Annotated in this window: 19 protein-coding genes; 14 read left to right on the forward strand and 5 right to left on the reverse strand. The window is 73.5% G+C overall.

The genetic code is table 11. From position 1 onward, the window contains the following. Nucleotides 1–25: 25 nt before the first annotated feature. The 8 genes from ngcE (at nucleotide 26) to ACIBPB_RS26925 (ending at nucleotide 8,178) form a co-directional block, all read left to right on the forward strand. Nucleotides 26–1,438, forward strand: coding sequence for an N-acetylglucosamine/diacetylchitobiose ABC transporter substrate-binding protein (gene ngcE / locus ACIBPB_RS26890; RefSeq protein ID WP_396842223.1), 1,413 nt, complete (start codon nucleotides 26–28; stop codon nucleotides 1,436–1,438). Nucleotides 1,439–1,460: 22 nt separating this feature from the next. After that, on the forward strand, nucleotides 1,461–2,402 hold the full coding sequence (locus ACIBPB_RS26895; protein WP_396842224.1) for a carbohydrate ABC transporter permease: 942 nt from the start codon (nucleotides 1,461–1,463) through the stop codon (nucleotides 2,400–2,402). Between the two features lie 13 nt (nucleotides 2,403–2,415). Beyond that, nucleotides 2,416–3,369 (forward strand): carbohydrate ABC transporter permease, encoded by a 954-nt coding sequence (locus tag ACIBPB_RS26900; protein ID WP_357319398.1) that lies wholly within the window; start codon nucleotides 2,416–2,418, stop codon nucleotides 3,367–3,369. Between the two features lie 32 nt (nucleotides 3,370–3,401). Beyond that, nucleotides 3,402–5,105 carry a bifunctional 3'-5' exonuclease/DNA polymerase gene (locus ACIBPB_RS26905; protein WP_396842342.1) on the forward strand — a complete coding sequence of 568 codons (1,704 nt, stop codon included), beginning with the start codon at nucleotides 3,402–3,404 and terminating at the stop codon, nucleotides 5,103–5,105. A 143-nt stretch (nucleotides 5,106–5,248) separates the two neighbouring features. After that, complete coding sequence (locus ACIBPB_RS26910; protein WP_357319401.1) at nucleotides 5,249–5,842, forward strand: nucleotidyltransferase family protein; 594 nt, start codon at nucleotides 5,249–5,251, stop codon at nucleotides 5,840–5,842. Nucleotides 5,843–5,901: 59 nt separating this feature from the next. Then, nucleotides 5,902–6,714, forward strand: a complete 813-nt coding sequence (locus ACIBPB_RS26915) for a hypothetical protein (protein ID WP_396842225.1) — start codon at nucleotides 5,902–5,904, stop codon at nucleotides 6,712–6,714. A 153-nt stretch (nucleotides 6,715–6,867) separates the two neighbouring features. Continuing rightward, nucleotides 6,868–7,200: a TfoX/Sxy family protein gene (locus tag ACIBPB_RS26920; protein WP_396842226.1), complete on the forward strand. Its 333-nt coding sequence runs from the start codon at nucleotides 6,868–6,870 to the stop codon at nucleotides 7,198–7,200. Nucleotides 7,201–7,311: 111 nt separating this feature from the next. Next, nucleotides 7,312–8,178, forward strand: coding sequence for an alpha/beta fold hydrolase (locus ACIBPB_RS26925; protein ID WP_396842227.1), 867 nt, complete (start codon nucleotides 7,312–7,314; stop codon nucleotides 8,176–8,178). 376 nt (nucleotides 8,179–8,554) lie between these two features. Here ACIBPB_RS26925 and ACIBPB_RS26930 read toward each other — a convergent pair whose 3' ends face one another. The 5 genes from ACIBPB_RS26930 to ACIBPB_RS26950 all read right to left on the reverse strand — a co-directional run bounded on the left by ACIBPB_RS26930 (nucleotide 8,555) and on the right by ACIBPB_RS26950 (nucleotide 16,094). After that, entirely contained in the window at nucleotides 8,555–9,514 is a 960-nt protein-coding gene (locus ACIBPB_RS26930; protein ID WP_396842343.1) for an amidohydrolase family protein, read from the reverse strand. 5 nt (nucleotides 9,515–9,519) lie between these two features. Further along, a complete protein-coding gene (locus tag ACIBPB_RS26935; protein WP_357319413.1) occupies nucleotides 9,520–10,329 on the reverse strand; it encodes a metal-dependent hydrolase in 810 nt (269 codons plus the stop codon). A 198-nt stretch (nucleotides 10,330–10,527) separates the two neighbouring features. Continuing rightward, on the reverse strand, nucleotides 10,528–12,609 hold the full coding sequence (locus ACIBPB_RS26940; protein WP_396842228.1) for a protein kinase: 2,082 nt from the start codon (nucleotides 12,607–12,609) through the stop codon (nucleotides 10,528–10,530). Nucleotides 12,610–12,687: 78 nt separating this feature from the next. Then, nucleotides 12,688–14,013, reverse strand: coding sequence for a glycosyltransferase family 4 protein (locus ACIBPB_RS26945; protein WP_396842229.1), 1,326 nt, complete (start codon nucleotides 14,011–14,013; stop codon nucleotides 12,688–12,690). 128 nt (nucleotides 14,014–14,141) lie between these two features. Next, nucleotides 14,142–16,094, reverse strand: a complete 1,953-nt coding sequence (locus ACIBPB_RS26950; protein ID WP_396842230.1) for an amylo-alpha-1,6-glucosidase — start codon at nucleotides 16,092–16,094, stop codon at nucleotides 14,142–14,144. A 42-nt stretch (nucleotides 16,095–16,136) separates the two neighbouring features. Between ACIBPB_RS26950 and ACIBPB_RS26955 the strand changes: the two genes are divergently transcribed. From ACIBPB_RS26955 to ACIBPB_RS26980, 6 genes are all read left to right on the forward strand, one after another. Continuing rightward, nucleotides 16,137–18,863 carry an MGH1-like glycoside hydrolase domain-containing protein gene (locus ACIBPB_RS26955; protein WP_396842231.1) on the forward strand — a complete coding sequence of 909 codons (2,727 nt, stop codon included), beginning with the start codon at nucleotides 16,137–16,139 and terminating at the stop codon, nucleotides 18,861–18,863. Between the two features lie 94 nt (nucleotides 18,864–18,957). Beyond that, complete coding sequence (locus ACIBPB_RS26960; RefSeq protein WP_396842345.1) at nucleotides 18,958–19,656, forward strand: HAD family hydrolase; 699 nt, start codon at nucleotides 18,958–18,960, stop codon at nucleotides 19,654–19,656. A 21-nt stretch (nucleotides 19,657–19,677) separates the two neighbouring features. Beyond that, nucleotides 19,678–20,469, forward strand: coding sequence for a DUF4184 family protein (locus tag ACIBPB_RS26965; RefSeq protein WP_396842232.1), 792 nt, complete (start codon nucleotides 19,678–19,680; stop codon nucleotides 20,467–20,469). Nucleotides 20,470–20,957: 488 nt separating this feature from the next. Beyond that, nucleotides 20,958–21,737: a L,D-transpeptidase gene (locus tag ACIBPB_RS26970; RefSeq protein WP_396842233.1), complete on the forward strand. Its 780-nt coding sequence runs from the start codon at nucleotides 20,958–20,960 to the stop codon at nucleotides 21,735–21,737. Nucleotides 21,738–21,832: 95 nt separating this feature from the next. After that, nucleotides 21,833–22,765, forward strand: a complete 933-nt coding sequence (locus tag ACIBPB_RS26975; RefSeq protein ID WP_396842234.1) for a rhomboid family intramembrane serine protease — start codon at nucleotides 21,833–21,835, stop codon at nucleotides 22,763–22,765. A gap of 73 nt (nucleotides 22,766–22,838) precedes the next feature. After that, complete coding sequence (locus ACIBPB_RS26980) at nucleotides 22,839–25,472, forward strand: FG-GAP-like repeat-containing protein (protein ID WP_396842235.1); 2,634 nt, start codon at nucleotides 22,839–22,841, stop codon at nucleotides 25,470–25,472. Nucleotides 25,473–25,483 lie beyond the last annotated feature (11 nt).

Genomic DNA, 25,483 nt, shown 5'->3' on the forward strand with positions numbered 1-25,483 from the left:
CCCGACACCACAAGGAGAGACAAAGATGTCGGTTATCCCCGAGAACCTCGGTGACCTCAGCCGCCGGACCCTGCTCCAGCGGGCCGCCGCGGCCGGCCTCCTCGCCACCCCGGCGATGGGCCTGCTCAGCGCCTGCGCCGGCAGCGAGCCGAGCAAGTCCGACACCGGCGGCGCGGCGAAGAGCAAGGACAACCCGTTCGGCGTGAAGGACGGCAGCGCCGTCAAGGTGGTCGTCTTCAACGGCGGTCTGGGCGACCAGTGGGCCAAGGAAGACAAGACCGTCTTCAACGCCAAGCACCCGAACGTCACGGTCAACATGTCTTCCACCCAGAAGATCAAGACCGAAGAGCAGCCGAAGATGGCGACGCAGCCCAGCGACCTCGTCATGAACTCGGGCGCCGACAGCATGGACCGCAGCACCCTGATCAACGAGGGTGCCATCGAGCCGCTGGACGACCTGCTCACCGCGCCGGCCTGGGACAGCGACGGCACCGTCGCCGACAGCCTGCTGCCGGGCACCGTGGCCGACGGCACCCAGAACGGCAAGTTCTACGTGGTGAACGTCGCGTACACGGTCTGGGGCAACTGGTACAACGCCGCCCTGTTCAAGAAGGAGGGTTGGCAGGCCCCGACGACCTGGGAAGAGTTCTTCGCCCTGGCGCCGAAGATCAAGGCCAAGGGCATGGCGCCGTACGTGCACGACGCCATCCACGGCTACTACCCGCGCTGGGGGCTCTTCGCCAGCATCTGGAAGGCGGTCGGCAAGCAGGCCGTCGTCGACATCGACAACCTCAAGGACGGCGCCTGGAAGGCCGACGGCATCGTCGCCGCGCTCGAGCCGTGGGAGAAGCTGGTCAAGGACAAGCTGCTGCTCCCGGGCAAGCTCAACCACACCCAGTCGCAGCAGGCGTGGCTCGACGGCAAGGCCGCCTTCATCCAGGTCGGCACCTGGCTGAAGAACGAGATGGCCCAGACCATCCCGCCGGGCTTCGAGCTGACCCTCTCCGACTACTGGAGCAACGCCGGCGACAAGGCGGCCAAGGACGTGTACGCGGCCTCCGGTGAGGGCTTCGTGGTGCCGAGCAAGGCCCCCAACAAGGAGGCCGCCAAGGAGTTCCTGCGGGCGATCCTGTCCAAGGCCGGTTCGGCGAAGTTCGCCGAGCTGACCAAGTCGCTGGCCTCCACCAAGGGCTCCGGCGACAACGTGCAGGACTCCGCGCTGTCCAGCGCGAACACCCTGATGAAGAACGGTGGCTCCGAGCTCGTCTCGTTCAAGTTCCCGGACTTCTACGCCGACCTGGACAAGGAGAGCCAGAACCTGGCCGAGGAACTGATGGCCGGCCGGCTCACCGCCGCGCAGTTCGTCGACAAGATGCAGGCGGCCGCGGACAAGGTCGCCAAGGACTCGTCGATCAAGAAGCAGACCCGCACCGCCTGATCCGACGGAGAGAGTGAGTCCAATGCGGCACGGAGTCGCGCGTTTCGTCACGGGCTTCCTGGCCCTGCCCGTCGCGCTGTACCTGTTCTACGTGGTGTGGCCGTTCGCGCAGGCGGCGGGATACTCGCTGACCGACTGGGGAGGCTACTCGGATTCCCAGCGCTTCGTCGGGCTGGACAACTACGTCCGGCTGTTCTCCGACGAGCTGATCAGGAAGGCGTTCTGGCACAACGTCTTCTTCCTGGTCACCGTGCCGCTGTTCACCATCGCGCTGGCCCTGCTCCTCGCGTTCCTGCTCAACGTGGGCGGACGCGAGGACAGGGCCGGCATCCGCGGCGTGTTCGGCTCCGCCCTCTACAAGGTCATCTTCTTCTTCCCCCAGGTGCTGTCGCTGGTCGTGGTGGCCGTGATGTGGCAGCAGATCTACCGCAGCGACGAGCAGGGCCTGATCAACGGCCTGCTGATCAAGATCGGGTTGGTCGACGCGGACAACCCGATCGCCTTCACCGCCGACCCGGAGCCCTTCCTCGGCATCCCGGCGGTGCTCTGGTGGCTGCTGCTCATCGCGGTGTGGAGCGGCGCCGGCTTCTACATGGTGCTCTTCTCCGCGGCCATGCAGTCGATCCCGAAGGACATCTACGAGGCCGCGATCCTCGACGGAGCGGGCCGGTTCCACACCTTCTTCAAGGTGACCCTGCCGCTGCTCCGGGAGACCATCTCGGTGGCCTGGGTCTACCTGGGCTTCATCGCCCTGGACATGTACGCCCTGGTCTTCGTCATGACGCCGAGCCAGGGCGGCCCGAACCACGCCAGCGAGATCTTCGCGTCGGTGCTCAACTTCACCGCGTTCCAGAAGGGCCAGTTCGGCTACGCCTGCGCGATGGGTGTCGCGCTGGCCATCTTCACGATCCTGCTCGCCGCGCTGCAGCTCAGGATCACCCGTCGTGACCGTATCGAGTTCTGAAGGAGGGGCGACGATGAGCACCGCGACGCACGGCCCCATCCGGGCCGACCAGACCGTACCGTCCCGCTCCGCGCCGGGAGGCCGGGCGGAGGCCCACCGGTCCGGCTGGGGTTCCCGCATCTTCAACGGCTTCTCCCACGTGTTCCTGGTGGTCTGGGCCCTGATGGTGATCTACCCGCTGCTGTGGGTGGTGATGTCGTCGTTCAAGGACGACTCGGAGGTCATCCGCGAGCCGCTCTCGCTGATCCCCGACAAGCTGCACTGGGAGAACTTCGGCCGGGCGTGGACCGAGGGACACCTCGGCGCGTTCTTCCTCAACACCGTCCTGGTGATGGCCGGCAGCGTGACCCTCACCATGCTGCTCGGCTCGATGGCCGCGTACGCGCTGGCCCGCTACCAGTTCCGCGGCAACCGGCTGATCTACTACATGTTCCTCTCCGGCCTCACCCTGCCGATCTACCTGGCCGCGGTGCCGCTGTTCAAGGGGGTCTACAACACCGGGATCAGCTTCCCGCTGCTCGGCCCGAACAAGCACCTCATGCTGATCCTGGTCTACGTGGCCTGGTCGCTGTCCTTCACGATCTTCTTCATGCACTCGTTCTTCCGGACGCTGCCGGACACGATCGCCGAGGCGGCCCAGGTCGACGGGGCCTCACACAGCCGGACCTTCTTCAGCGTGATGCTGCCGATGGCCAAGCCCGGCCTGATCAGCATCGGCATCTTCAACGTGCTCGGCCAGTGGAACCAGTGGTACCTGCCGACCCTGCTCATGCAGTCGGTCTCCGGTGAGCCGAAGCACCAGGTGATCGCCCAGGGCCTGATCGAGCTGTCGGTCAACCAGGGCTACAAGTCCGACTGGTCCGGCCTCTTCGCCGGGGTCACCATGGCCATGCTGCCGGTCCTGATCGTGTACATCGTCTTCCAGCGCCAGGTGCAGTCCGGCCTCACGGCCGGCGTCAGCAAGTAGTCGCGCCACCCGCTGCCCGGTCCCGCCGTCGTCTGTCGGAGGGGCCGGGCAGAATCGCGTCCGTGCTGGTGGCGTTGGTGGCGGACGAGCGGGGCGGCGGCGTGCTGCAACCGCTCGACGGTGCCGGCCGCCCGGCCGGCCCGGCCGAGGAGGTCGCCGACCTGGCCGCCGCGGTCGGCGCGCGCGAGGCTGTCGACCGGCCCCGCTGGGTCTGGGCCACCGGCGCCACGCTCTACCCGGCGCTGCTGCGCGCCGGCGTCCGGCTGGAGCGCTGCCACGACGTCGAGCTGACCGAGGCGCTGCTGCTCGGGCACGCCGGCCGGTGGGGGGAGCCCCGCTCGCTCGCCGCGGCCTGGGCCCGGCTCACCGGGGCGCCGGTCCCGCCGGACCCGGCGCCCCGCCCGCCGGAGCCGCCCGGCCACGGGCAGGGCGCGCTCTTCGACGCGCCGTCCGGCCCGCCCGGTCCGGGCATCGCGGCGTTGACCCGGGTGTACGCCGACCAGCTCGCCCGGGTCGCGCGGACCGAGCATCCCGGCCGGTTCCGGCTGCTGGTGGCCGCCGAGTCGGCCGGTGCGCTGATCGCCGCCGAGATGGGCGCGGCCGGCCTGCCCTGGCGGGCCGACGTGCACGACGAGATCCTCGCCGAGCTGCTCGGCGAGGCGTCCCCGGTCGGCGGGCCGCCCCGCCGGCTGGCCGAGCTGGCCGGGCGGATCGCCGAGGCGTTCGGCGTCCGCCAGTTGCACGCCGACTCCCCGGCGGAGCTGCTGAAGGCGTTCGCGCGGGCCGGCGTCGAGCTGCCGAACACCCGGGCCTGGTCGCTGCGCGGGGTGGAACACCCGGCGGTGCCGCTGGTCCTGGAATACAAGGAGCTCTACCGGATCTGGACGGCGCACGGCTGGGCCTGGCGGGACGCCTGGATCTCCGGTGGCCGGTTCCACCCGGAGTACGTGCCCGGCGGGGTGGTCTCGGGCCGGTGGGCGACCCGGGGTGGCGGGGCGTTGCAGATCCCGAAGGTGATCCGGCGGGCGGTGGTGGCCGACCCGGGCTGGACGTTCGTGGTGGCCGACGCCGGTCAGCTCGAGCCGCGGGTGCTCGCCGCGGTCTCCGGCGACGAGCGGCTGGCCGCCGCCGGCGGCGCCGGGGACCTCTACGCGGCGCTGGCCCGGGACGCCTTCGCCGGTGATCGTGGTCGGGCCAAGGTGGCGCTGCTCGGCGCCATGTACGGGCAGACCGGCGGCGCCGCGCTGCCCGCCCTGGCCGTGCTCCGCAAGAGCTATCCGACCGCGTTCGGGTACGTGGAGGCCGCCGCCCGCACCGGCGAGGCGGGCGGGCTGGTCCGGTCGTGGCTGGGGCGTACCTGCCCGCCGGGGTCGGTCGGGTTCGGCGAGGGGGAGGAGGTCGAGCCGGACGCCGGGACGGATCCGCAGAGCCCGCGCGCCCGGGCGGCCCGCTCGCGGGGGCGGTTCACCCGCAACTTCGTCATCCAGGCCACCGCCGCGGAGTGGGCCTCCACCCTGCTGGCCACGCTGCGGACCGCGCTCGCCGGCACTCCGGCGGAGATCGTCTTCTTTCAGCACGACGAGGTGGTCGTGCACTGCCCGGCCGAGCGGGCCGAGGAGGTGGCGGCGGCCGTGGCCGCATCCGGGGAACGGGCCACCGGGCTGCTGTTCGGCGACACCCCGGTCCGGTTCCCGCTCGACCTCTCCGTGGTCGACTGCTACGCCGACGCGGCATAGCCGGGCAATTTTCCGTTTTGCCCCGCTACCCGGCCCCCCGGGCGCTCGTTGGGTCCGGTGTGCGTACGACGGGACGGACCGGGCGCGGCTGCGCTCCTTCCGTCCCCCTGGTCGAGGGGGCACCGCTGAACCGGATCGCAGGAATGATCATCGCCGCTGGTGGGGGCCGCCGGATCGGCGGGCCCGAGGCGTTGCTGCACCAGGGGGAGCGGGCCCTGGTCAGCCAGATGATCGACACGATGGGCGAGGCGGGCTGCGAGCAGATCGTGGTCGTCCTCGGCGCCGCCGCCGAACAGGTCCGGCAGACCACCGATCTGGGCGGCGCGACCGTGGTGGTCAACCGGGCCTGGGGTACCGGGGTCGGTTCGTCGATCCGGGCCGGGCTCGCCGCGCTGACCGATGAGGAGATCGAGGCGGTCGTGGTGGTGCCGGTGGACATGCCCGGGCTGACCGCCACCGCGGTCCGCCGGGTGGCCGCCCTGCCCTATCCGGACGTACTGGTCTGCGCCACCTACGACGGGCTGCGCGGCTATCCGATGCTCTTCGGCCGCCGGCACTGGTCCGGCATCGCCACCCTGGCCAGCGCCGACGTCGGCGCCCGGCCGTACCTGCTGGCGCACAAGGACCAGATCGTCGACATCGCCTGCGACTCGGTGGCCGACGGCAGCCGGATCGACAGCCCCGAACTGATGGCCCTCTACGGCCTGAGCATCCCGGAGCAGCGGGTCGGCGTCTGAGGTGGATTGAGTATCCGTACGGTTGTGGCCGGTGGGGCGGAGCGGCCAGGCTCGTGGCCATGCGCCGACTCGCCACCGTCCTGCTGTGCCTGGCCGCGCTCGTGAGCTGCGCGCGACCGGGCGCCGTGCCCGCGCCCGCCGACGGGCCCGCCTCAGCGGACGGGCCGGAGTCGGCTGACCCGCCCACGCCGGGCGACGTCACCGAGGGCGCCACCTGGTCCACCTATCAGGCCGACGTCACCGCCGTACGCCTCAGCGACGACCCGCGCTCGCTCCTGCTGACCGTGGCGCTGCTCGCCGGAGCCGACGGGTGCTCCCGGAACCCGCGGATCACCTACCTCACCGAGGAGAACAACCGCGTCTACGCCAACGTGGTGCAGGACTCGAGGCTCTCCGGTGTGGTCGGGGCCTGTCCCACCCAGACACCGGGCGAGGTGAGGCTGACCACGCCGGAGCCGATCGCCGGTCGCCTCGTCGTGCTCAACCAGGAGCCCTGGAAACGCGACGGTGCCGGGTACCACCGCTGCGACGCGACCTTCGGCTGCGACCCGATGCCGACCGACCACTGCGACCCCGCGTGGATCAGTGTCGCGGTGCGCGGCATGGACGTGTCCCGCCACTCGGTCGGCTCACCGGAGGGCTGCGACGGCCGCTGGCTGGTCATGACGGTGCCGTTCGACCCGGTGCCGTGCGGGGCCGAGGCGAGGGAGGGCTGCGACCCGTCGGTCACCGTACGCCGCTACTTCCTGCGCTGGGCCGGAGAGCGCGGCTGGGCGACGATCAGCAGCACGACGACGGCCGGCTGCGGACCGGTCCACGCCGTGGAGCCGGCCTTCCCGAAGAAGCTGTGCGCCGACCTGCGCAGGCCATGACGGGTCGGCGGAGCCCTCCGCCGCCGGGGAAAGGCCGGTTGGCGCGCCGGACGGCCGACTCGGGGCCGGGGTGGGGTGCGTCGCTGAACCGACACAGGCGCACCCTCGTCCCGACCTGTCCACCAGTGCCCAGCCGGGTGTCAGGATGCGGGCATGGCGTATGACGAGCACCTCGCGGACCGGGTCCGGGAACTGGTCGGGCGGGAGTCGGGGCTGACCGAGAAGCGCATGTTCGGCGGTCTGGCGATGCTGGTACACGGCAACATGGCGGTGGTGGTCCGCGGCGCCGGCGGTCTCATGGTCCGGGTGGAACCGGCGGAGTTCGACCGGCTGCGGGCGGAGCCCGGCGCGACGGCTACCGTGATGCGGGGGCGGCCGATGCGCGGCTGGATCACGGTCGACCCGTCGACCTGCGCGAGCGATACCGACCTGGCCCGCTGGGTGGCTCGAGGGGTCAGCTACGCCGGGACCCTGCCGGCGAAGTGATCCGTCCTCCTGCCGGCCGAGCTGCGGCGGACGGCTGGAACCGCCCCGGCCGTCCGAGGTCCGAGGTCCGAGGTCCGATGAGTTTGCGCCACGAGGGGAGTCCACACCGACATGACGAACACCCACACGCTGACAATCGCCGGGGCCGACCTTGTCTACGACGTGCGTGGCCCGCTGCCCACCGCCGACGCTCGCCCCCCGCTGTTCATGATCGGCCAGCCCATGGACGCCAGCGGCTTCACCACCCTGGCGTCGTACTTCCCCGACCGCACCGTCGTCACCTATGACCCGCGCGGCCTCGGCCGCAGCACCCGCCGGGACGGCCGGACCGACCACGACCCGGACGTCCAGGCCGCCGACATCCACGCCCTCATCGAGGCCCTGGGCGTGGGGCCGGTCGAGATGTTCGCCAGCAGCGGTGGGGCGGTGACCGCGCTGGCGCTGGTGGCGGCCTTCCCCGACGACGTGACCACGCTGGTGGCCCACGAGCCGCCCGTCATCCCGGTCCTGCCCGACGCCGCGGCCGCCGAACGCGCCCGCGGCGCCGTCCGGGACGTCTACGAGGCGAAGGGGTCGAACGCCGGCATGGCCGCCTTCATCGCCATGACGTCGTGGCGCGGCGAGTACACCGACGCCTACTTCGCCCAGCCCGCCCCGGACCCGGCCCAGTTCGGCATGCCGACCGAGGACGACGGCACCCGCGACAGCCCGCTGCTCTCCGACCAGTCCTGGGCGGTCAGCAGCTACCGCCCGGACGTGGCGGCGCTGACCGCGGCCCCGACCCGCATCGTGATCGCGGTGGGCGAGGAGTCCGCGGACATCTTCACCGGACGCACCTCGGAGGCCCTGGCCGAACTGCTCGGCCAGCGGCCCACCGTGTTCCCGAGCGGCCACGGCGGCTTCCTCGGCCCGGAGTCCGGCTTCCCGGGCCAGCCCGAGGCGTTCGCGCGCACGCTGCGGGACGTCCTCGCCGGCTGACCCCCGCCCGCTCCGCCCGCCGGGAGCCGCCTGCCCACTGCGGCGGGCGGCCCCCGGGGCGGGGCCACCCGCGCGGTTCTCGCCGGCCGCCGGCGTCGTGCTCGCCCTCCCGCCCGGTGTGGCTGCGGCGTCGTGCTCGTCGTCCCTGGCTCGGCCGGTCGTCGACGGCAATCCGGTCACTGTCCGTAGGCGATGCCGGCGCGGCGGTGAGGTGGCTGTTCGCGGGCGAGGACAGGGACGCCTGCTCGCGCCGTTCCGACGATGGTCCTGGTCAGGCGCCTGACGGCGACAGCCCGCCGCGCCCGTCGACGAACCAGGTGACGCGCAGTGAGTTTCTGGGCGTTCCGCCGGTGCGGCGGACACCCGTCACCCAGCGTCACACCCCGGGGCCTCGCGCCCCGCCGTCCAGGTGGGGCGGCAGGTCGAACAGCGCGGCGGCGTTGCCCCAGCAGACCGCCCGCAGCCAATCGTCGCCCAGGTCCAGCCCGGCCAGCCCGGTCAGTTGCGCCGCGTACGGGTAGGGGATGTTGGGGAAGTCGCTGCCCAGCAGCACCTTGCCGGCCAGCCCCAACGCGCGCAGCCGGGGCAGCTCGGCGGGCGGGAACGGTTCGAGCCGGTCGAAGAACGGGGTGAACGCCATCGTCGTGTCCAGCCGCACCCGCGGGTACCGCTCGGCCAGGTCGAGGAAGGCGCCGTAGTCCGGGGCGCCCAGGTGCGCCACGATCGCGGCGAGCCGGGGGTGCCGGGCCAGCAGCGCGGCGAAGGGCGCCGGCCCGGTGTGCGCGGTGCCCACCGGGGCGTGCCCGGCGTGCACCACCACCGGCACACCGGCCTCGGCCAGCAGCCCCCACACCGCGTCCAACCCCGGCTCGGTCGGCGGGAAGCCGCCCACCTGCACATGCACCTTGAACACCCGCGCGCCCCCGGCCAGCGCGTCCGCGACGTAACCGGCCGCCCCCGGCTCCGGGAAGAAGGTCGCCGAGGGCAGGCAGCCCGGCGTCCGCGCAGCGAAGTCCAGCGTCCACTGGTTCAGCGACGCGGCCATCCCGGGCCGGTGCGGGTACGCCAGCGCCGTGAACGCCCGTACGCCGAGGCGGCGCAGGTGCGCCACCCGGGCGTCGTCGTCCCACCGGTAGCGGATCGGCCACTCGGTGCCCACCAGCGGGCCGGCCGCGTCGAAGTACGCCCACACCTTGCGCAGCAGCCGGGGCGGCAGGAAATGGGTGTGCACGTCGGCGAGGCCGGGCAGCCCCAGCTGCCGCCAGAACCGCGGCACCGCCGCATCCTCGGCCGGCGGCCGGTTACCGTCCGCCGGCCCCGCGCCACCGTCCAGCAGGTCCGTCACATCTCAATGTTGAAGCGTTGCAGCACCGAGGGTGCGACCAGCCCCACCGCGGCGAGCACCGCGAGCACGGTCAGCGCCGCGCGCAGCACGATCGTCTCGCCCTTGCTGCCGGTACGCAACGCGATGGCGTTCGGCAGTCCCACCATCGTCCACATCCGGCGCCTGATCGGGATCGGCCAGAGAATAGGCACCCCGGCCCGGGTGATCATGTCGCCGAGGATGTGCACGAAACAGCCCACCCCGACCGCCAGACCGATCAGTGGATATCCCCGGTCGCCGGGCAGGTTGGCGAAGGTGAACCAGGCGGCGGCGGCCGACGCCAGCGTGACGATCACCCAGCCGGCCCGTTCGGCCCACTCGTCGAACAGACCGCGCAGCGCCAGCCCGATCATGAAGAACAGGATGCTGACCACCGCCCACTTGCCGAAGTGGCCGCAGAGCGCCGTGGTGCCCCAGCCGACGAGGAACGTGAACGGGAGGGTGTGGGTCAGCGTGCGGTGCCCGTTGTTGCGGCGCGGGTCCTTGCTCAGCTTCGTGGCGTAGTAGACGCCCAGCGAGATCTTCTCCACGACCTCGGCGATGAAGAGGCTGAACACCCCGAACGTCCGGGCCACCGTGGCGCCACCCTGGTTGCGGGTGACCTTGCCGGAGAGGTCGAGGTCGGGAAAGAGCGCCCCGCCGGCGCAGACCGCGGTGCCCACCGCCAGCGCCAGCGGCGTCTGGTGGTAGTCGGCGAACTGGTCCAGCGCCCAGGAGCCGGTCAGCCACACCGCCGCGCCGGACAGCGCGTGGGACGGTCCCATCATGTCGGCTCGCCCTCCCCAGAGATCTTGATCGACAAAACTACGCCACTGTAGTCAAGCCATCGGGTCGTGGGGCATCACCCGGACGGTCCACTGGGGAAGGCGTCCCGCTGCCCACCCCGGACCCACCCGTTCACCAGGCAGTATGTCCCGCTGGCCCGGCCGGCCCGGGGATTGTGTCGGTGATGGGACGCTGCGGCGTCAGCTCGCCGAGCGGGTCGCGCCACCGGGCCGGAAGCTGCGCCGGATCACGGCGAGCTGGGCGCCGGCGGCCGCCCAGTCGCGGTCCGAGGTGGTCCAGCCCAGCGTCCAGGTCCCGCCGTCGCGGGGCAGCGCCCGCAGCGCGTGCAGCCGCTCCCCGTACGGCGCGGACCACCGGCACTCCCACTCGGCGCCACCGTCGACCGCGGCGAGGCGCACCCGTTCGTAGCCGGGCAGCCGGCCCCCGCCGACCAGGTCCCGCTCGGCCGAGCGCAGCTCCTCGACCGGGTCGGTGCCGCCGACGTACGGCTCGACCCCCAGGATCCGGTTGGTCACCGGGTCCTGGAAGCACGTGGTGTTGCCCGAGCGCAGGTACCGCCAGCCGGCCGGCACGGCGACCCGGAACGTCGCGTTGGCGTACCAGACCCAGCCGGGGGGCAGCTCGCCGTCGGTGCCCGGGGAGGACTTCCCCGCGGTCACCGGCTCGCCGGCGGGGTCCGGCCGGACGCAGGGAAACGGTGGGGGCGGGGGTGCGCCGTGGCCGTCCGGCAGGCCGGGCCCGCGCTGCCACGGCTCACCGCTCGGCGTCCCGGTCGGTGCTTCGGCCCGCCGGTCCGGCTCGTCGGTGACCGCCAGCGCGGTGCCGACCCCGGCGGCCACCGCCAACACCAGCGCGCCCGCGGCGAGCGCCCAGCGGCGCACCAGCGCCTGTCGGCGCCCGCCCGGGCTGTCGCCGCCGGCCGGCCCGCCCGCCGCCGCACCAGCCGGCCCGCTTGCCGCCGGGCCAAGGTTGGCCGGGCCGCTCGTTGTCGGGCCGAGGTTGGTCGGCCCGCTTGCCGCCGGGCCGAGGTTGGCCGGGCCGCTCGTTGTCGGGCCGAGGTTGGTCGGCCCGCTTGCCGCCGGGCCGAGGTTGGTCGGCCCGCTTGCCGCCGGACCGTGGTCGGCCGGGCCGCTCGTTGTCGGGCCGAGGTTGGTCGGCCCGCTCGACGCCGGACCGTGGTCGGCCGGGCCGCTCGCCGCCGGGCGGAGATCGGCCGGCCCGCTCGTTGTCGGGCCGGCGGCGGGCGGCGGGCTGGTCGTGGTGAGGCCGGCGTCCGGGCCGGTGGCCGCGGCCGGGCCGGTCAGCCCGGCCGCTCGGCTCCAGGCCGGGGCGGCGGCCGCCGGCCGCGCCCCGGGCGGCCCGCCGGCCGGCGGGGTGGCGGCCGTGCCCGCGCCGTCCCAGGTCGGGGCGTCCGGACGCGCCGACGCCGGTACGCGCCGGATGACCACACCGGCGGCGGCGGCCGCCAGCAACCGGGCCGCCTCGTCGTGGCGCAGCCGCCGACGCGGGTCGCGGCGCAGCAGGCCGGCCAGCACCGGCTCCAGCGGGCCGGCGTGCGGGGCCGGATCGGGTGGCTGGCTGGCCAGCGCGGCAAGCGTGGCCATCGCGGTGCTCCGGGCGTACGGCGAGCGGCCCTCCACGGCGGTGTGCAGGGTGGCGCCGAGCGACCAGAGGTCCGCCGCGATGCTGGACACCCCCTCGGCGGCCCGCTCCGGGGCCACGTACTGCGGCGAGCCGAGGACCAGGCCGGGTCGGGTCATCAGGCCGTCGCCGCCGTCGAAGACCGCCAACCCGAAGTCGGTGAGCAGCACCCGGCCGTCCCGGGCCAGCAGCACGTTGGCCGGTTTCACGTCCCGGTGCAGCACCCCGGCCCCGTGCGCGGCGCCCAGCGCCGCCAGCACCGCCTGCCCGATGCCGGCCGCCCGGCGCGGGTCGACCGGCCCCTCGGCGTCCACGAGCTCCTGCAGCGAGCGGGACGGGACGTACTCCATGACCAGCCAGGGATCGTCGTCGACCTGGACCACGTCGTAGACGTGCACGACGTTGGGATGGCTGAGCCGGGCCGCCGTGCGGGCCTCGCGCAGCGTACGGCGGCGCAGCTCGTCCCGCTCGTTCGCGGCGAGCCACTGCGGCGGCAGCACCTGCTTCACCGCCACCTCGCGGTGCAGCGTCTCGTCGCGGGCCCGCCAGACCCGCCCCATCCCGCCGCGGCCGACCAGTTCGAGCAGGCGGTACCGGCCGGCGATCACTACCTGCTGCACCGCTCTCCTCACCGCTGGTGGAGGTCCACAATAGCCAACGGATCGGGCGGTACCTATCGCCCGTCAGGGCCGTCCCGGTCAGCTCGCGGCACCGGTCAGCAGATTGCCGTCCGGGATGGCGATGGCCGCACGGTTCCCGGCCAGCAGGGTGGCGGCCCGGCGCGCCTGGAAACCGTCGTGGTCGCGGCTGGCGGTGGCGTAGCTGCCGGCGGTGCGGGCCGCGATGGTCGCCCAGCCGTACCGCTCGGCCACCATGCTGCGGGCGCGGCGGGCCACCCGGCGGGCGAAGACCTCGTCGCCGAGCAGCTGGTCGACCGCGCCGGCCAGGGCGTCCGGGTCACCGTGCGGGAAGGTCACCCCGGTCACGCCCGGCTCGACGATCTCGGCCAGCCCGCCGGTCGCCGCCACCGCGAGCGGCGCGCCGGCCGCGGCCGCCTCGAGGGCGATCATGCCGAACGGTTCGTACAGGCTGGGGATCACCGTGGCGTCGGTGGCGGCGAGGACCGCCGGGAGCTGCCCGGCGTCCAGGAAACCGGCGAACCGGACCGTCTCGCCGACCTGCAGCCGCCGCGCCTGGTCGACCAGTTCCTGCCGGTACGGGCCGTCGCCGGCGATCACCACCCGCAGCCCCGGATGGCGTCGCCGCAACACCGGCACGGCGTGCACCAGGTGCTGCACGCCCTTCTCGTAGACCAGCCGGCCGGCGTACCCGACCAGCGGGCCGTCCCCGGCGAAGCGGGCCCGGGCGGAGGTGACCGCGCGGGGGCGGGCGTGCCAGGCCCGGCCGTCCACCCCGTTCGGCACCACGTCGACCCGCCCGGTCGGCACCTCGAACAGTCGGGCCACCTGGTCGCGCATGTAGCCGGAGCAGGCGATGACCCGGGCCGAGGCGTTGCTCAGCCAGTGCTCGACGCCGTGGATGGTGCGGTTCATCTCCCCGGGCAGCCAGCCCTGGTGCCGGCCCGCCTCGGTGGCGTGGATGGTGCTGACCAGCGGCAGGTCGAGGTGCTCGGCCAGGGTGACCGCGGTGTGCGCGACCAGCCAGTCGTGGGCGTGGATGACGTCGAAGCCGCCGGCGCCGGCGGCCCGCAGCGCGGCCCGGGTGAGCGTGTGGTTGAAGGCCATCGTCCAGGCCAGCAGCGAGCCGGTGGCCAGCGGGAAGCGGACCGGGTCCTCGGCCGCCCGGACGATCCGCACGCCGTCGGCGTACTCCTCCAGGGGTGCGCCGTCGGCGTGCCGGGTGACGACGGTGACCTCGTGGCCGGCGGCGGCCAGGGCCACGGAGAGGGCGTGCACGTGGCGGCCGAGGCCACCCACGAGCACGGGCGGGTACTCCCAGGACAGCATCAGCACCCGCTGGTGCCGGGTGGGCTGGAGGTCGAACACTGCGGCGTCAGCTGACATGCGGCCCCCTTTGAGTTGTGTCTCGCGCCCCCAGGCCGCACCGCGCCGGGTCCGTCGTGGGGTCGCCGCCCATCCTGCCGAGAGGTCGATAACCAGCGGAGACACGCTGGTTGCCGGTGTGTAACGGGTTACCGGCGGGGCCGCCAGACGCGCAGCGGCTCGGCCACCGACCAGGCCTGGAACGGGCAGCCGGTGGCGGCGTGCGGGGCGAGCCCGTCGGCGGTCTCGCTGACCGAGCCGAGGCCGTACTCGGTCAGGTGCCCGGTCAGCCCGACCAGCAGGTCGTCGACGGGCAGCCCGGCCCGGCGGTACGCGTCGACGAGCGGCCCGGTCAGCCACGGCCAGACGGTGCCCTGGTGGTAGCCGGAGTCCCGCTCGGCCGGGCCGCCCCGGTGCCGGCCGACGAAGCCGGGGGAGCCGGGCGCGAGGCTGCGCGGGCCGAGCGGGGTGAACAGCGCCTCGGTGACCCGCCGCAGCGTCGCCTCGTCCGGTTCCAGCGGGGCGTACGGCAGGGACCACGCGAGCAGCTGGTTGGGGCGGAGCAGGTCGTCGTCGTGGTGCGCCGCCCCGCCGAGCGGGTACGCCGGGGCGGGCGCGTCCACCACGTCGTGCAGCCAGCCGGCCGGCCCCGGGAACCGCTCCCGGAACGACCCGGCCGCCCGGGCGTGCAGCGTGCGCAGCCCGCCGGCGTCCCCGCCGGCCAGCTCGGTCAGCTCGGTCAGCTCGGCGAGCCCGGCCAGCCCGTTGACCCAGAGCGCGTTGACCTCCACCGGCTTGCCGGTACGCGGGGTCACCGGCACCCCGTACACCCGGGCGTCCATCCAGGTCAGTGCCACGTCGGGCGGGCCGCCCTGGGTGAGCAGCCCGTCGGCCGGGTCGACGCCGATGCCGTACCGGGTGCCGGCCACGTGCGCGGCCACCACGGCGTGCAGCGCGGGCAGCAGTTCCGCGCCGAGGTCGGTGTCGCCGGTCGACGTGACGTGCCGGCTCACCGCGTGCAGGAACCACAGCGTCGCGTCGACGGTGTTGTGCTCCACCCGCCCGGTGTCGGCGGTGTTCGCCAGCATCCCCTCCGACAGCGTCGCCGCGTACGCGCGCAGCAGCTCCCGCCCCTCGTCGGCCCGGTTGGTGGCCAGGAACAGCCCCTCGTAGGAGGTCATGGTGTCGCGGGACCAGGCGCCGAACCACGGGTAGCCGGCCACCACGTCCGGCCCGGTGGCGGTGCGGACCACGAACGCGTCGGCGGCCAGGGCGAGGGTCGCCTCGACCTCGTCGTCCGGCTTCGCGGCGGCCACCACCGCGCGGTGCCGCCGCCGGGCCGCCGCCACCAGCGCGGTCGCCGGCGGTGGCTCCTCGGCGAGGTCGTCCGCCCAGGCCAGCACGGACAGCTCGGCGCCCGGCTCGTCCAGCGAGGCGGAGAACCGGCCGGCGTACCAGAGGTCCTCGTCCGGGTGCAGCCCGCGCGCCGCCTCCTCCCGGTGGTGGACCCCGAGCCACCACTGCCCCTCGGGCGTCCAGTCCGGCCCGGCCAACCGGAACGCCCCCTCGATGACCGCCCCGCCGGCGACCGGGTCCAGCCGCGGGGCCGGACCGTCGGCGCGGCGTTCGCCGTGCGCGTCCCGCCAGGTGCAGGCGGCCGCCAGGTCGAGCCGGACCGGCCCGCCGGAGACCAGCCGGTGCACCACGGCCACGCAGGACCGGCCGTACGCCATGGCGATCTCCCGCTCAATCACCACGTCGCCGACGCGCCACCGCCAGCGGGGCACCCCGTCGGTCAGGTCGAAGCGTTCCAGCAGCTCGAACCCGCGCGGGTCGACCACCCCGGAGGCCCACTCGTGGGCGCCGAGCCGCACCCGGGTCCCGGACGGCAGGGTCACCGCCGGGTCGAGGCTGACCAGTCCCACCCGGCGGGACGCCGGCGGTTGACCGGCCACCACCAGCAGCCCGTGGTAGCGGCGGGTGCGCAGGCCGCTGACCGTGCCCATGGCGTAGCCGCCGCGCCCGTCGGTGACCAGCCACTCCCTGGACGCGCCGGCGGCGAGGTCGCCGCAGACCTGCGGTCCGAACCGAATGTCGATCAACTTTCCTCCACCGCCCGCGAGGTGTAACGCGCCACGACGACAATGGCCGCTGTGGTGATGTACCCCGGCGGCGTCGAAGATGTGCAGGTGATCACTGACCGTCCGACCTCCGCGAACCCCGACCCCGAGCGGCACCGGCTCGCCCAGGCCGACGCCGGCGAGCAGGACTGGCGCGCATGGGGTCCCTATCTGTCCGAGCGGGCGTGGGGGACGGTACGGGAGGACTACAGCGAGCACGGCACGGCGTGGGACTACTTTCCCCACGATCACGCGCGGTCCCGAGCCTACCGGTGGAACGAGGACGGGATGGCGGGCGTCTGCGACGACCGGCAGACGTTCTGCTTCGCCCTGGCGCTGTGGAACGGGCGCGACCCGATCCTCAAGGAGCGGATGTTCGGCCTCGGCGGGGACGGCGGCAACCACGGGGAGGACGTCAAGGAGTACTGGTGGTACGAGGACTCCACCCCCACCCACTCGTGGATGCGCTGGCGCTACCACTACCCGCAGGCCGCCTTCCCGTACGACGAGCTGGTCGCGGTCAACGCGCTGCGCGGCCGGGACGACACCGAGTACGAGCTGGTCGACACGGGGATCTTCGACGACGACCGGTACTGGGCGGTGACCGTCGACTACGCCAAGGCGTCCCCGACCGATCTCTGCGTGCTGATCACGGTGGCCAACCGGGGCGACACCGACGAGACCCTGCACGTGCTGCCGACGCTCTGGTTCCGCAACACCTGGGCCTGGGGACTGCCGGGCGGCGACCGGGTGCCCCGGATCGTCGGCACGCCGGCCGGCGCGTCCCCCGGCGCGGGCGCCCGGCTGCTCGGCGAGCACTGGGTGCTCGGCCAGTTGCTGCTGGAGGGGGAGGGCGAGCCCACCCCGCTGCTCTGCGACAACGACACCAACGCCGAGCGGCTCTGGGGGCTGCCCGGCCGGTCGCCGTACCCGAAGGACGGCATCAACGACCACGTGGTGACCGGCGCGGCCACCGTCAACCCGGACCGGGCAGGCACCAAGGGCGCGTTGCACTACGTGCTGGACGTGCCGGCCGGCGGGCAGCGGCAGATCCGGCTGCGGCTGACCCGTACCGCCCCGCCGCCGGCGAGCGCCCCGCCGCCCCCGGCGGAGCTCGGTGACGACTTCGACGCCGTGCTCTGGGCCCGCCGCGCCGAGGCCAACCGCTTCTTCGCGGGCGTCGTCCCGGCCGCGGCCACCGCCGACGAGGCCCTGGTCGCCCGGCAGGCGATCGCCGGGCTGCTGTGGGGCAAGCAGTTCTACCACTTCGACGTCAAGCGGTGGCTGGAAGGCGACCCCGGCTCGTCGCCGCCGCCCGCCGGCCGCCGGCACGGGCGCAACAGCGCCTGGTGGCACATGAACAGCTTCGACGTGATCTCCATGCCGGATCCGTGGGAGTACCCCTGGTACGCGGCCTGGGACCTGGCCTTCCACTGCGTCACCATGGCCCGGGTCGATCCCGGCTTCGCCAAGCAGCAGCTGCTGCTCCTGCTGCGTGAGTGGTACCTGCACCCCAACGGGCAGATCCCGGCGTACGAGTGGGCGTTCGGCGACGTCAACCCGCCGGTGCACGCCTGGGCGGCGCTGAAGGTCTTCGAGATCGACGGCGGCCGGGACCACGAGTTCCTCGCCCGGGTGATGCACAAGCTGCTGCTCAACTTCACCTGGTGGGTCAACCGCAAGGACACCGGCGGCAACAACGTCTTCGAGGGCGGCTTCCTCGGGCTGGACAACGTCGGACCGTTCGACCGCTCGGCCGCGCTGCCGGTCGCCGGCACGCTGGAGCAGTCCGACGGCACCGGCTGGATGGCCATGTACGCGCTCAACCTGCTCGACATGGCCATCGTGCTGGCCGAGCACGACCGCGCGTACGTGGACACCGCCACCAAGTTCTTCGAGCATTTCGCGTACATCGCGGCGGCCGCGTACGAGCAGGGGCTCTGGGACGACGAGGACGCCTTCTTCTACGACGTGCTGCGGCTGCCCGACGGCACGAAGGTGCCGCTGAAGGTCCGCTCGGTGGTGGGGCTGCTGCCGCTGGCCGCGGTCACCCGGCTCACCGCGCGGACCCTGCGCCGCCTGCCCGAGCTGGGCGCCCGGCTGCGCTGGTTCCTCACCAACCGCCCCGAGTACGCCGAGGTGATCGGCGCCCGCCGGCTCGGCCCGGACGGCCGCCAGCAGCGGCTGCTGTCCATGGTCGGCCCGGAGCAGGTGGTCCGGCTGCTCGCCCGGATGCTCGACACCGACGAGTTCCTCTCCGAGTACGGCCTGCGTACCCTCTCCCGGGCGCACCTGGACAAGCCGTTCACGGTCAGCCTGGGCGGGCAGGAGTTCAGCGTCGGCTACGAGCCGGCCGAGTCGACCAGCGGCCTGTTCGGCGGCAACTCCAACTGGCGCGGGCCGATCTGGATGCCGACCAACTTCCTGCTGATCAGCGCGCTGCGCGACTACGCCGCCTTCTTCGGCGACGACCTCCAGGTGGAGTACCCGACCCGCTCGGGGGTGAAGAGGACCCTGGACCAGATCGCCGACGATCTCTCCGCCCGGTTGATCTCGCTGTTCACCCGGGACGGCTGGGGCCGGCGGCCCATCTACGGCGCGGCCCAGCTGTTCCAGACCCACCCGGACTGGCGCGACCTGCTCTGCTTCCCGGAGTACTTCCACGGCGACAACGGCGCCGGGCTGGGGGCGTGGCACCAGACCGGCTGGACCGCCCTGGTGGCCGACCTGATCCTCACGTTGCGCCGCTGACCCGCGCGGCCACCCGCCGTCGAAAACCCGGCTGCCGCCGTCGTCGGGGCGCTGTAGCGTGTCCCGGTCCACCGACACCGGGGAGGGGTTCGTGATGGCACGCGGCCGGGACGCGGCGGTGCTGGTCTTCGACGCCGACGACACGCTCTGGGAGAACAACGTCGTCTTCGAGCGGGTGATCGACGACTTTCTCGCCTGGCTGGACCATCCGACGCTGGACCGCGCCGAGATCCGGGCCGTGCTGGACGACATCGAGCGGGCCAACGCGGTCGCGCACGGCTACGGCAGCAAGGTCTTCCTGCGCAGCCTCGGCGAATGCCTGGAGAAGCTGCGGTCGCGCCCGGCCACCGCGGCCGAGCGCGCCGAGATCGACGAGCTGGCGGCGGCGCTGACCGGCCACCAGGTGGAGCTGATGCCCGGGGTCGCGGAGACGCTGGACGACCTGGCCACCCGGCACGAGCTGCTGCTGCTCACCAAGGGCGACCGGGAGGAGCAGCAGCGCAAGCTCGACGCCTGCGGCCTGCTGCACCACTTCGGGGCCGCGCACATCGTGCCCGAGAAGGACGTCGAGACGTACCGCTGGCTGGCCCGGGAACACGGCTTCGACCCGGCCGCCGCCTGGATGATCGGCAACTCCCCCCGCTCGGACATCCGGCCGGCGCGGGCGGCCGGGATGAACGCGGTCTTCATCCCGAACCAGAACACCTGGGTGCTGGAGCACGACGAGCTGGACCCGACCGACCACCGGGTGATCCGCCTGGCCGCCTTCCCTGACCTGGTCCAACACTTCTGAGCTGGCGGTAACCTCCGAGCTGTGCCGCTCACCTTCCCGTCGCATCTGGCGCCGGTGCTGCCGCTGAAGCTGTGGCGCCCGCACTGGTTCGACGGGGTGGCGCTGGCCACCGGGGCGGTCGCCCCGGACGTGGGCTACCTGTTCACCGGCACCCGGCTCGACCCCGGGCTGCGCACCCACACCCTCGGCGGGCTGCTCTGGTGGTGCCTGCCGGTCGCGCTGGCGTACGCCTGGATCGTCCGCCGGGTGATCGCCGGCATCGCGGTGCACCTGCCCGGCGGGCGCCTCTTCGGCTGGCGCGATCACGCCGCGCTGGGCGCCGTCCGGCACCCGTGGCAGGTCACCACCTGCTCCGCGCTGATCGGCGCGGCCAGCCACGTCGCGTGGGACCGGCTCACCCACACCCAGCGGCTGCCCCGGCTGCTGGGCGTCGCGGACTTCCACGCGGCGACCGGCCTGTACTGGTGGCAGTTCGCGGACGTGATCGGCTCGCTGGGCGGCGCTCTCGTGGTGCTCACCCTGGCCGTCGGGGCCGCCCGCCGGGGTGAGATCGTGGACGGGGTACGACCGCCCGTGCCGCCGGCCCGTCCCGCGGTCTTCTGGGCGGTGGCGCTGCCGGTCACCGCGCTCGGTTGCCTGGTGCTGCCGGGCCTGCCGGCGGCCGGTGTCGCGGCGCCGGCCGGGGTGCGGCTGCTGCACCTGGCGGCGGTCGCGTTGATCGCCGGGGCGGCCGCCGCGGGTGCTCTGGTCGGGCCCCGACCGGAGGCCCGGCGCACCACTCGCCTCGAGGACAAACAGCGCCAGGTCGGCTGACCCCGTTACGCCGACATGCCGGTTTTCGACCTTGGCATCAATCACATTCCGGCGAGCCCGGTAAACCTTGTCCGGCCTGCGACGCGATGCCTAACCTGAGCCGGCGTTCACGGCTCTTCGGGGTGAGTCGGGAACGCGCCGAAGTCCGGTAGTTGGGCACCGTGGAGCTGAGTGCAGGCGGGCCGGCTCGCCGTGTTGAGCCCGGCGTGGCGGCGTGCCACGCCTGCCGGCGCTCGCGACGGCGGAGACCGCTACCACGCCGGACGGCTGGGGTCAGGACCGGGGAGTTGCGGACCCGGTCCTGACCCATCCGGCTTTTCGGGCGCCGTTGCGGGCACGGCCCGGTACGTCGCCGGTGCGTTGTGCCCGCCGACGGGCGGGCGTGCCTCGCCGGCCTGGCGTTACATCGACACGCCTTTCGGGCCGGGGCAGAAAAGTCACTCTTCACGGGGCACCGGGATCCCGGGCGAAGTGCCAGGATCGTCCGGGTGAAGCGGAGATCCCTCATCATCGGCGCCGCGGCCGGCGTCGTGGCGCCGGTCATCGCCGGCGGCGCCACGCCCGCCGCGGCGGCTGTCACCGATCCCGACGTCGGCGAGACCAGTCCCGCCCTGCCCCGCGGCGGCGTGGTCACCAAGAACCGTGCCTCGCTGCTGAGCACGCTGCCGAAGGAGACCACGCAGGTGGTCATCGTCGGCGCGACGAGTTGGACCACCACCTCCGCGACGCTCGAGACGTTCCGGAAGGTCGGCCATCGCTGGCGACCCGTGTCCGCGCCGCTGCCGGCCCGGATCGGCGCCAAGGGCTTCAGCGACAACCACGTCGAGGGCGTCGCGACCACGCCCACCGGCGTCTACTCCTTCGGCCCGACCATGTACGGCATCGCCGCGAACCCGGGCGTCCGCTACCCCTACCACCCGATCGTCACCAACGACTGGTGGAACGAGAACCCGGACTCGTCCGCCTACAACACCTTCCAGCACACCACCACCAACCCCGGCGGCTACAGCGAGGCGCTCTGGCAGGAGCGGCCCGCGTACACCCACTTCGCGGTGATCACCTACAACATGGCGCCGAACGTGCCCAAGCCGGTCCCCGGCGCCGGCAGCGGCATCTTCCTGCACGAGTTCAGCACGACCCCGTCGGGCCCGACCGCCGGCTGCGTGAGCCTCTCCCACGAGCACCTGGTCGGCGTGCTCACCTGGCTCGACCCGGCCGCCCACCCGCGCATCGTGCTCGGCCCCTACGCGGTGCTCGACCGCTACTGACCCGCCGGCTGCCCGGACCGGCCGATGCGCGCGCCCGGCCGGTCGGGGTAGCCTCCGGTCCCACCCGACGCCCGACCTGGGGACCCGCGTACGACATGGACACCATCAGCACCAACCCGCCTCCCGCCGAGGACGGGCGGACCACCTGCTACCGGCACCCCCGGCGGGAGACGCTGCTGCGCTGCGCCCGCTGCGACCGGCACATCTGCCCGGACTGCATGCGCGAGGCCCCGGTGGGGCACCGCTGCCCGGACTGCGTACGCGAGGACAACCGCACCGTTCGGCAGGCCCGGACCGTCTTCGGCGGTCGGCCGACCAGCCGCCCGGTGGTGACGTACGCGCTCATCGCGCTCACCGTGCTGGCCTACCTGCTGGAGTTGGCCCACCCGGCGATCCTCGACCAGTTCGACAGCATCGGCACCGCGCTGGTCGACGACGCCGGCCAGCGGTACGTCGACGACGGCGGCGACTACCCGGGTTACCGGCTCATCGGGATCGCGCACGGCGAGTGGTACCGCCTGATCACCTCCGCCTTCCTGCACCTGCTGCCCACCCAGGGCGTGCTCGGCATCCTGCACATCGTGTTCAACCTGTACTGGCTCTGGCTGCTCGGTCGGGTGGTCGAGGAACGGCTCGGCGGGCCGCGGTTCCTGGCGGTCTACCTGCTCGGCGCGCTCGGCGGCTCGGTGCTCGGCTTCCTCATCGACCCGCACCAGGGTGCCGTGGGCGCCTCCGGCGCGGTGTACGGGCTGGCCGGCTGCTACGTCGTGCTCGCCCGGCGGCTGCACCACCACCCGATCGAGCCGAGCCGGGTGATCATCCCGTTCCTGATCTGGATGGTGCTCTCCGCCGGCTGGACGTCCTGGCAGGGACACCTGGGCGGCCTGCTGGCCGGCGGCCTGGCGGCCGTCGGGATCGCCTACGCGCCGGCGAAGCGGCGGACGGCCGTGCAGGTGGCGGCGGTCGTCGCCCTGGCGCTGCTGCTCGTCACGCTGGTCGTGCTCAAGTCCCTGGCCCTCACCGGCTGAGCGGCGAACGCCGGCGCCGGGCGCGCCACGGCGCCGGGGCACCGGCCGGGCCCGGTTCGTGCAAGCATGCGCCATGATCGACGATCACCTGGCCGCCGTGCGGCACACCACCGTGAACGGCTGGCGTCGGCTGCTGGCGCTCCTGGTCGGCGTGCTGGCCGGCACGGTGGCGGCCGTCGGGCCGGCGCACGCCGGGAGCGGTTCGATAGGCGTGCTCACCTTCAACGTCTGCGGCGGATACATCGACACCTGCCGGTCCGATCTGGCGGCGGGCACCTGGGCCGACCGGCTGGCACAGGAGGTCACGGCCAAGAGCCCGGACGTCGCCCTGTTCCAGGAGATGTGCTTCGGGCAGAAGACCTCGCTGGAGGAGCGGCTGACCGGGTACGTGGCGACCTGGCTGACGTTCCGCGCCGACCACTACGGCTGTGGCAAGTGGGGCTCGGATACCAGGTTCGGCCTCGCCACCTTCGTGCGGGCGCCGTCGGTGCAGCAGGTCTACTCGACGCCGCTGCGCGAACTGCACCGCGAGACGGCGGACGTACGCGCCATGCTCTGTGTGAAGGCCCAGGTGACCAGCCGGCTTGCGCTGGTCTGCAACGTGCACCTCGGCCCCGACCTCGTCGACGGCGGCGCTGCCCAGGCCGCTGCCCAGATCGACGGGTGGGCCCAAGGGCTGCCGGTCATCCTGGGCGGCGACTTCAACGCCACCCCGCAGGACCGGAACATGAGCCACTTCTACCGGGGGCAGGGTGGCCTCGGGCGGTACACCGAGGCCGCCGAGCGGGACCGCACCCACTTCACGCCCAACTGCACCGGCCTGACCGCGTGCCGGTCCGGCCCGGCCACGACGCTCGGCGCCGGCACGCCCCCGGACCCCGCGACCACGGTGAAGTTCGACTACCTCTTCGGCACCGCCGACCGGCTCGTCTGGACCAATGACGGCGTCCGGGACACCGGGCTCAGCAAGCAGGACCACCTGCTGCTGTACGGCACCGCGACGTGGTCGGACGACACGGTCGCCCCCGCGGCGCCCGCCCTCGAGTCCGGGACGACGCCACTGGTCGCCCCGGACCGGGCAGGCTGGTCGGGAACCCGGGAGATGGTGGGTGGCGAGTTCACCGGCGACGGCCACGAGGATCTGGTGGTGCTCTGGTGGACGGGGGCGGTGGATCTGTTCCCCGGCGGGAGCGGCACCCGGTTCGGGACGCCGGTGCGGCTGCGACCGGCCGGCGCGGGCGGCTGGTCGGACGCGGTCGACGTCACGGCCGGGGAGTTCACCGGTGACGGCCGGGACGATCTCCTCGTGCGGTGGAGCGCCGGGAGCCTCTTCCTCTATCCGGGAACCGGGGCCGGTGGGCTGGGCGGTTCCACCGTCGTGAAGCCGGCCGGCACGTTCAGCGACGCGGTCGATGTCACGGCCGGCGACCTCACCGGTGACGGCCGGGCCGACCTTCTGGTCCGGTGGCAGGCCGGCAGCCTGTTCCTGTATCCGGGGACGGGCCCCGCTGCCCTGGGCGACAGCATCGTTCTGCAGCCCGCCGACAAGGACGGTCGGAACCGCATGGCGAACCAGACCGCGGTCGACGTCACCGGCGACGGGTCGGACGACCTGCTGGTCCGGTGGAACCTTCCCGAGCCCGGCACGCTGCCGGACCGGGCCGGCGCGTACGTCTACCCGGCGTCGGCAGGCGGGCTGGGCGGACCGAGTCTGGTCACCACGGCCGACCGGAGCCCGGGCTGGTGGGACGCCGTCGACGTGACCTCCGGCGACCTCACCGTCGACGGGACCGATGACCTGCTTGTCCGATGGAACGCGGGCAGCCTCTTCCTGTACCCGGGCACCCGCACCGGCGGGGTCGGCGGGAGTCTCCGCATCGACCGTCCGGACTCGGGCAGTTGGGCGGAGGCACTCGATCTGGCGGTCGGGGAGTTCACCGGCGACGGGCGGGGGGATCTCGCCGTGCGCTGGAAGGACGGGCGGGTCACCCTCTATCCCGGTGACGGCGCCGGCCGGCTGGGGCCTCCGCACGCGGTCCGACCGGCGGGAGCCTGGTCGGACGCGGTGGAAATGATCTCCGGGGAGTTCACCGGGGACGGCCGCGCGGATCTGGTGGTGCGGTGGACGGCCGGCAGCGTCTTTCTCTATCCCGGCGACGGGGCCGGCGGGGTGGGCGACAGCATCGTGCTGCGCGGCGCCGACAGCGGCGGCTGGTCGGACGCGCGGGGCATGACGGCGGGCGACCTCAACGCGGACGGCCGGGACGACCTGCTGGTCCGCTGGCAGTCGGGCAGCGCCTTCCTCTACCCCGGCACCGGGTTCGGCGGCATCGGCGGCTCTCAGCCGTTCCGGTCGGCGGGGGCCTGGTCGGACGCGGTGGACGTGGTCTGCGGATCGTTCGTCCCGGGCGGCCGCGACGACATCGTGGTGCGCTGGAACTCGGGCGGCGTGACCCGCTATCCCGCCCAGCCGAGCGCGGGGGAGCCGCTGCTCGTGCGGTTGTCGGACAACGCGGCCGGCGTCGATCGGTTCGACTACTCCTGGGACGCGCCCGTCGGCACCGGCTCGCCCTCGGTCGGCGCCGTGCAGCACACGGCGGAGATCCCGGTGAGCGGGCTGGAGCCGGGGCAGCACCAGCTGTACGTGGTCGCCGCGGATCGACTCGGCAACCGGTCGGTCGCGACGCAGTTCGCCGTCGGGCGCTGACGCGGGCGGGC

It is taken from the genome of Micromonospora sp. NPDC049836 (genome assembly GCF_044465125.1).
Taxonomy (GTDB): Bacteria; Actinomycetota; Actinomycetes; order Mycobacteriales; family Micromonosporaceae; genus Micromonospora.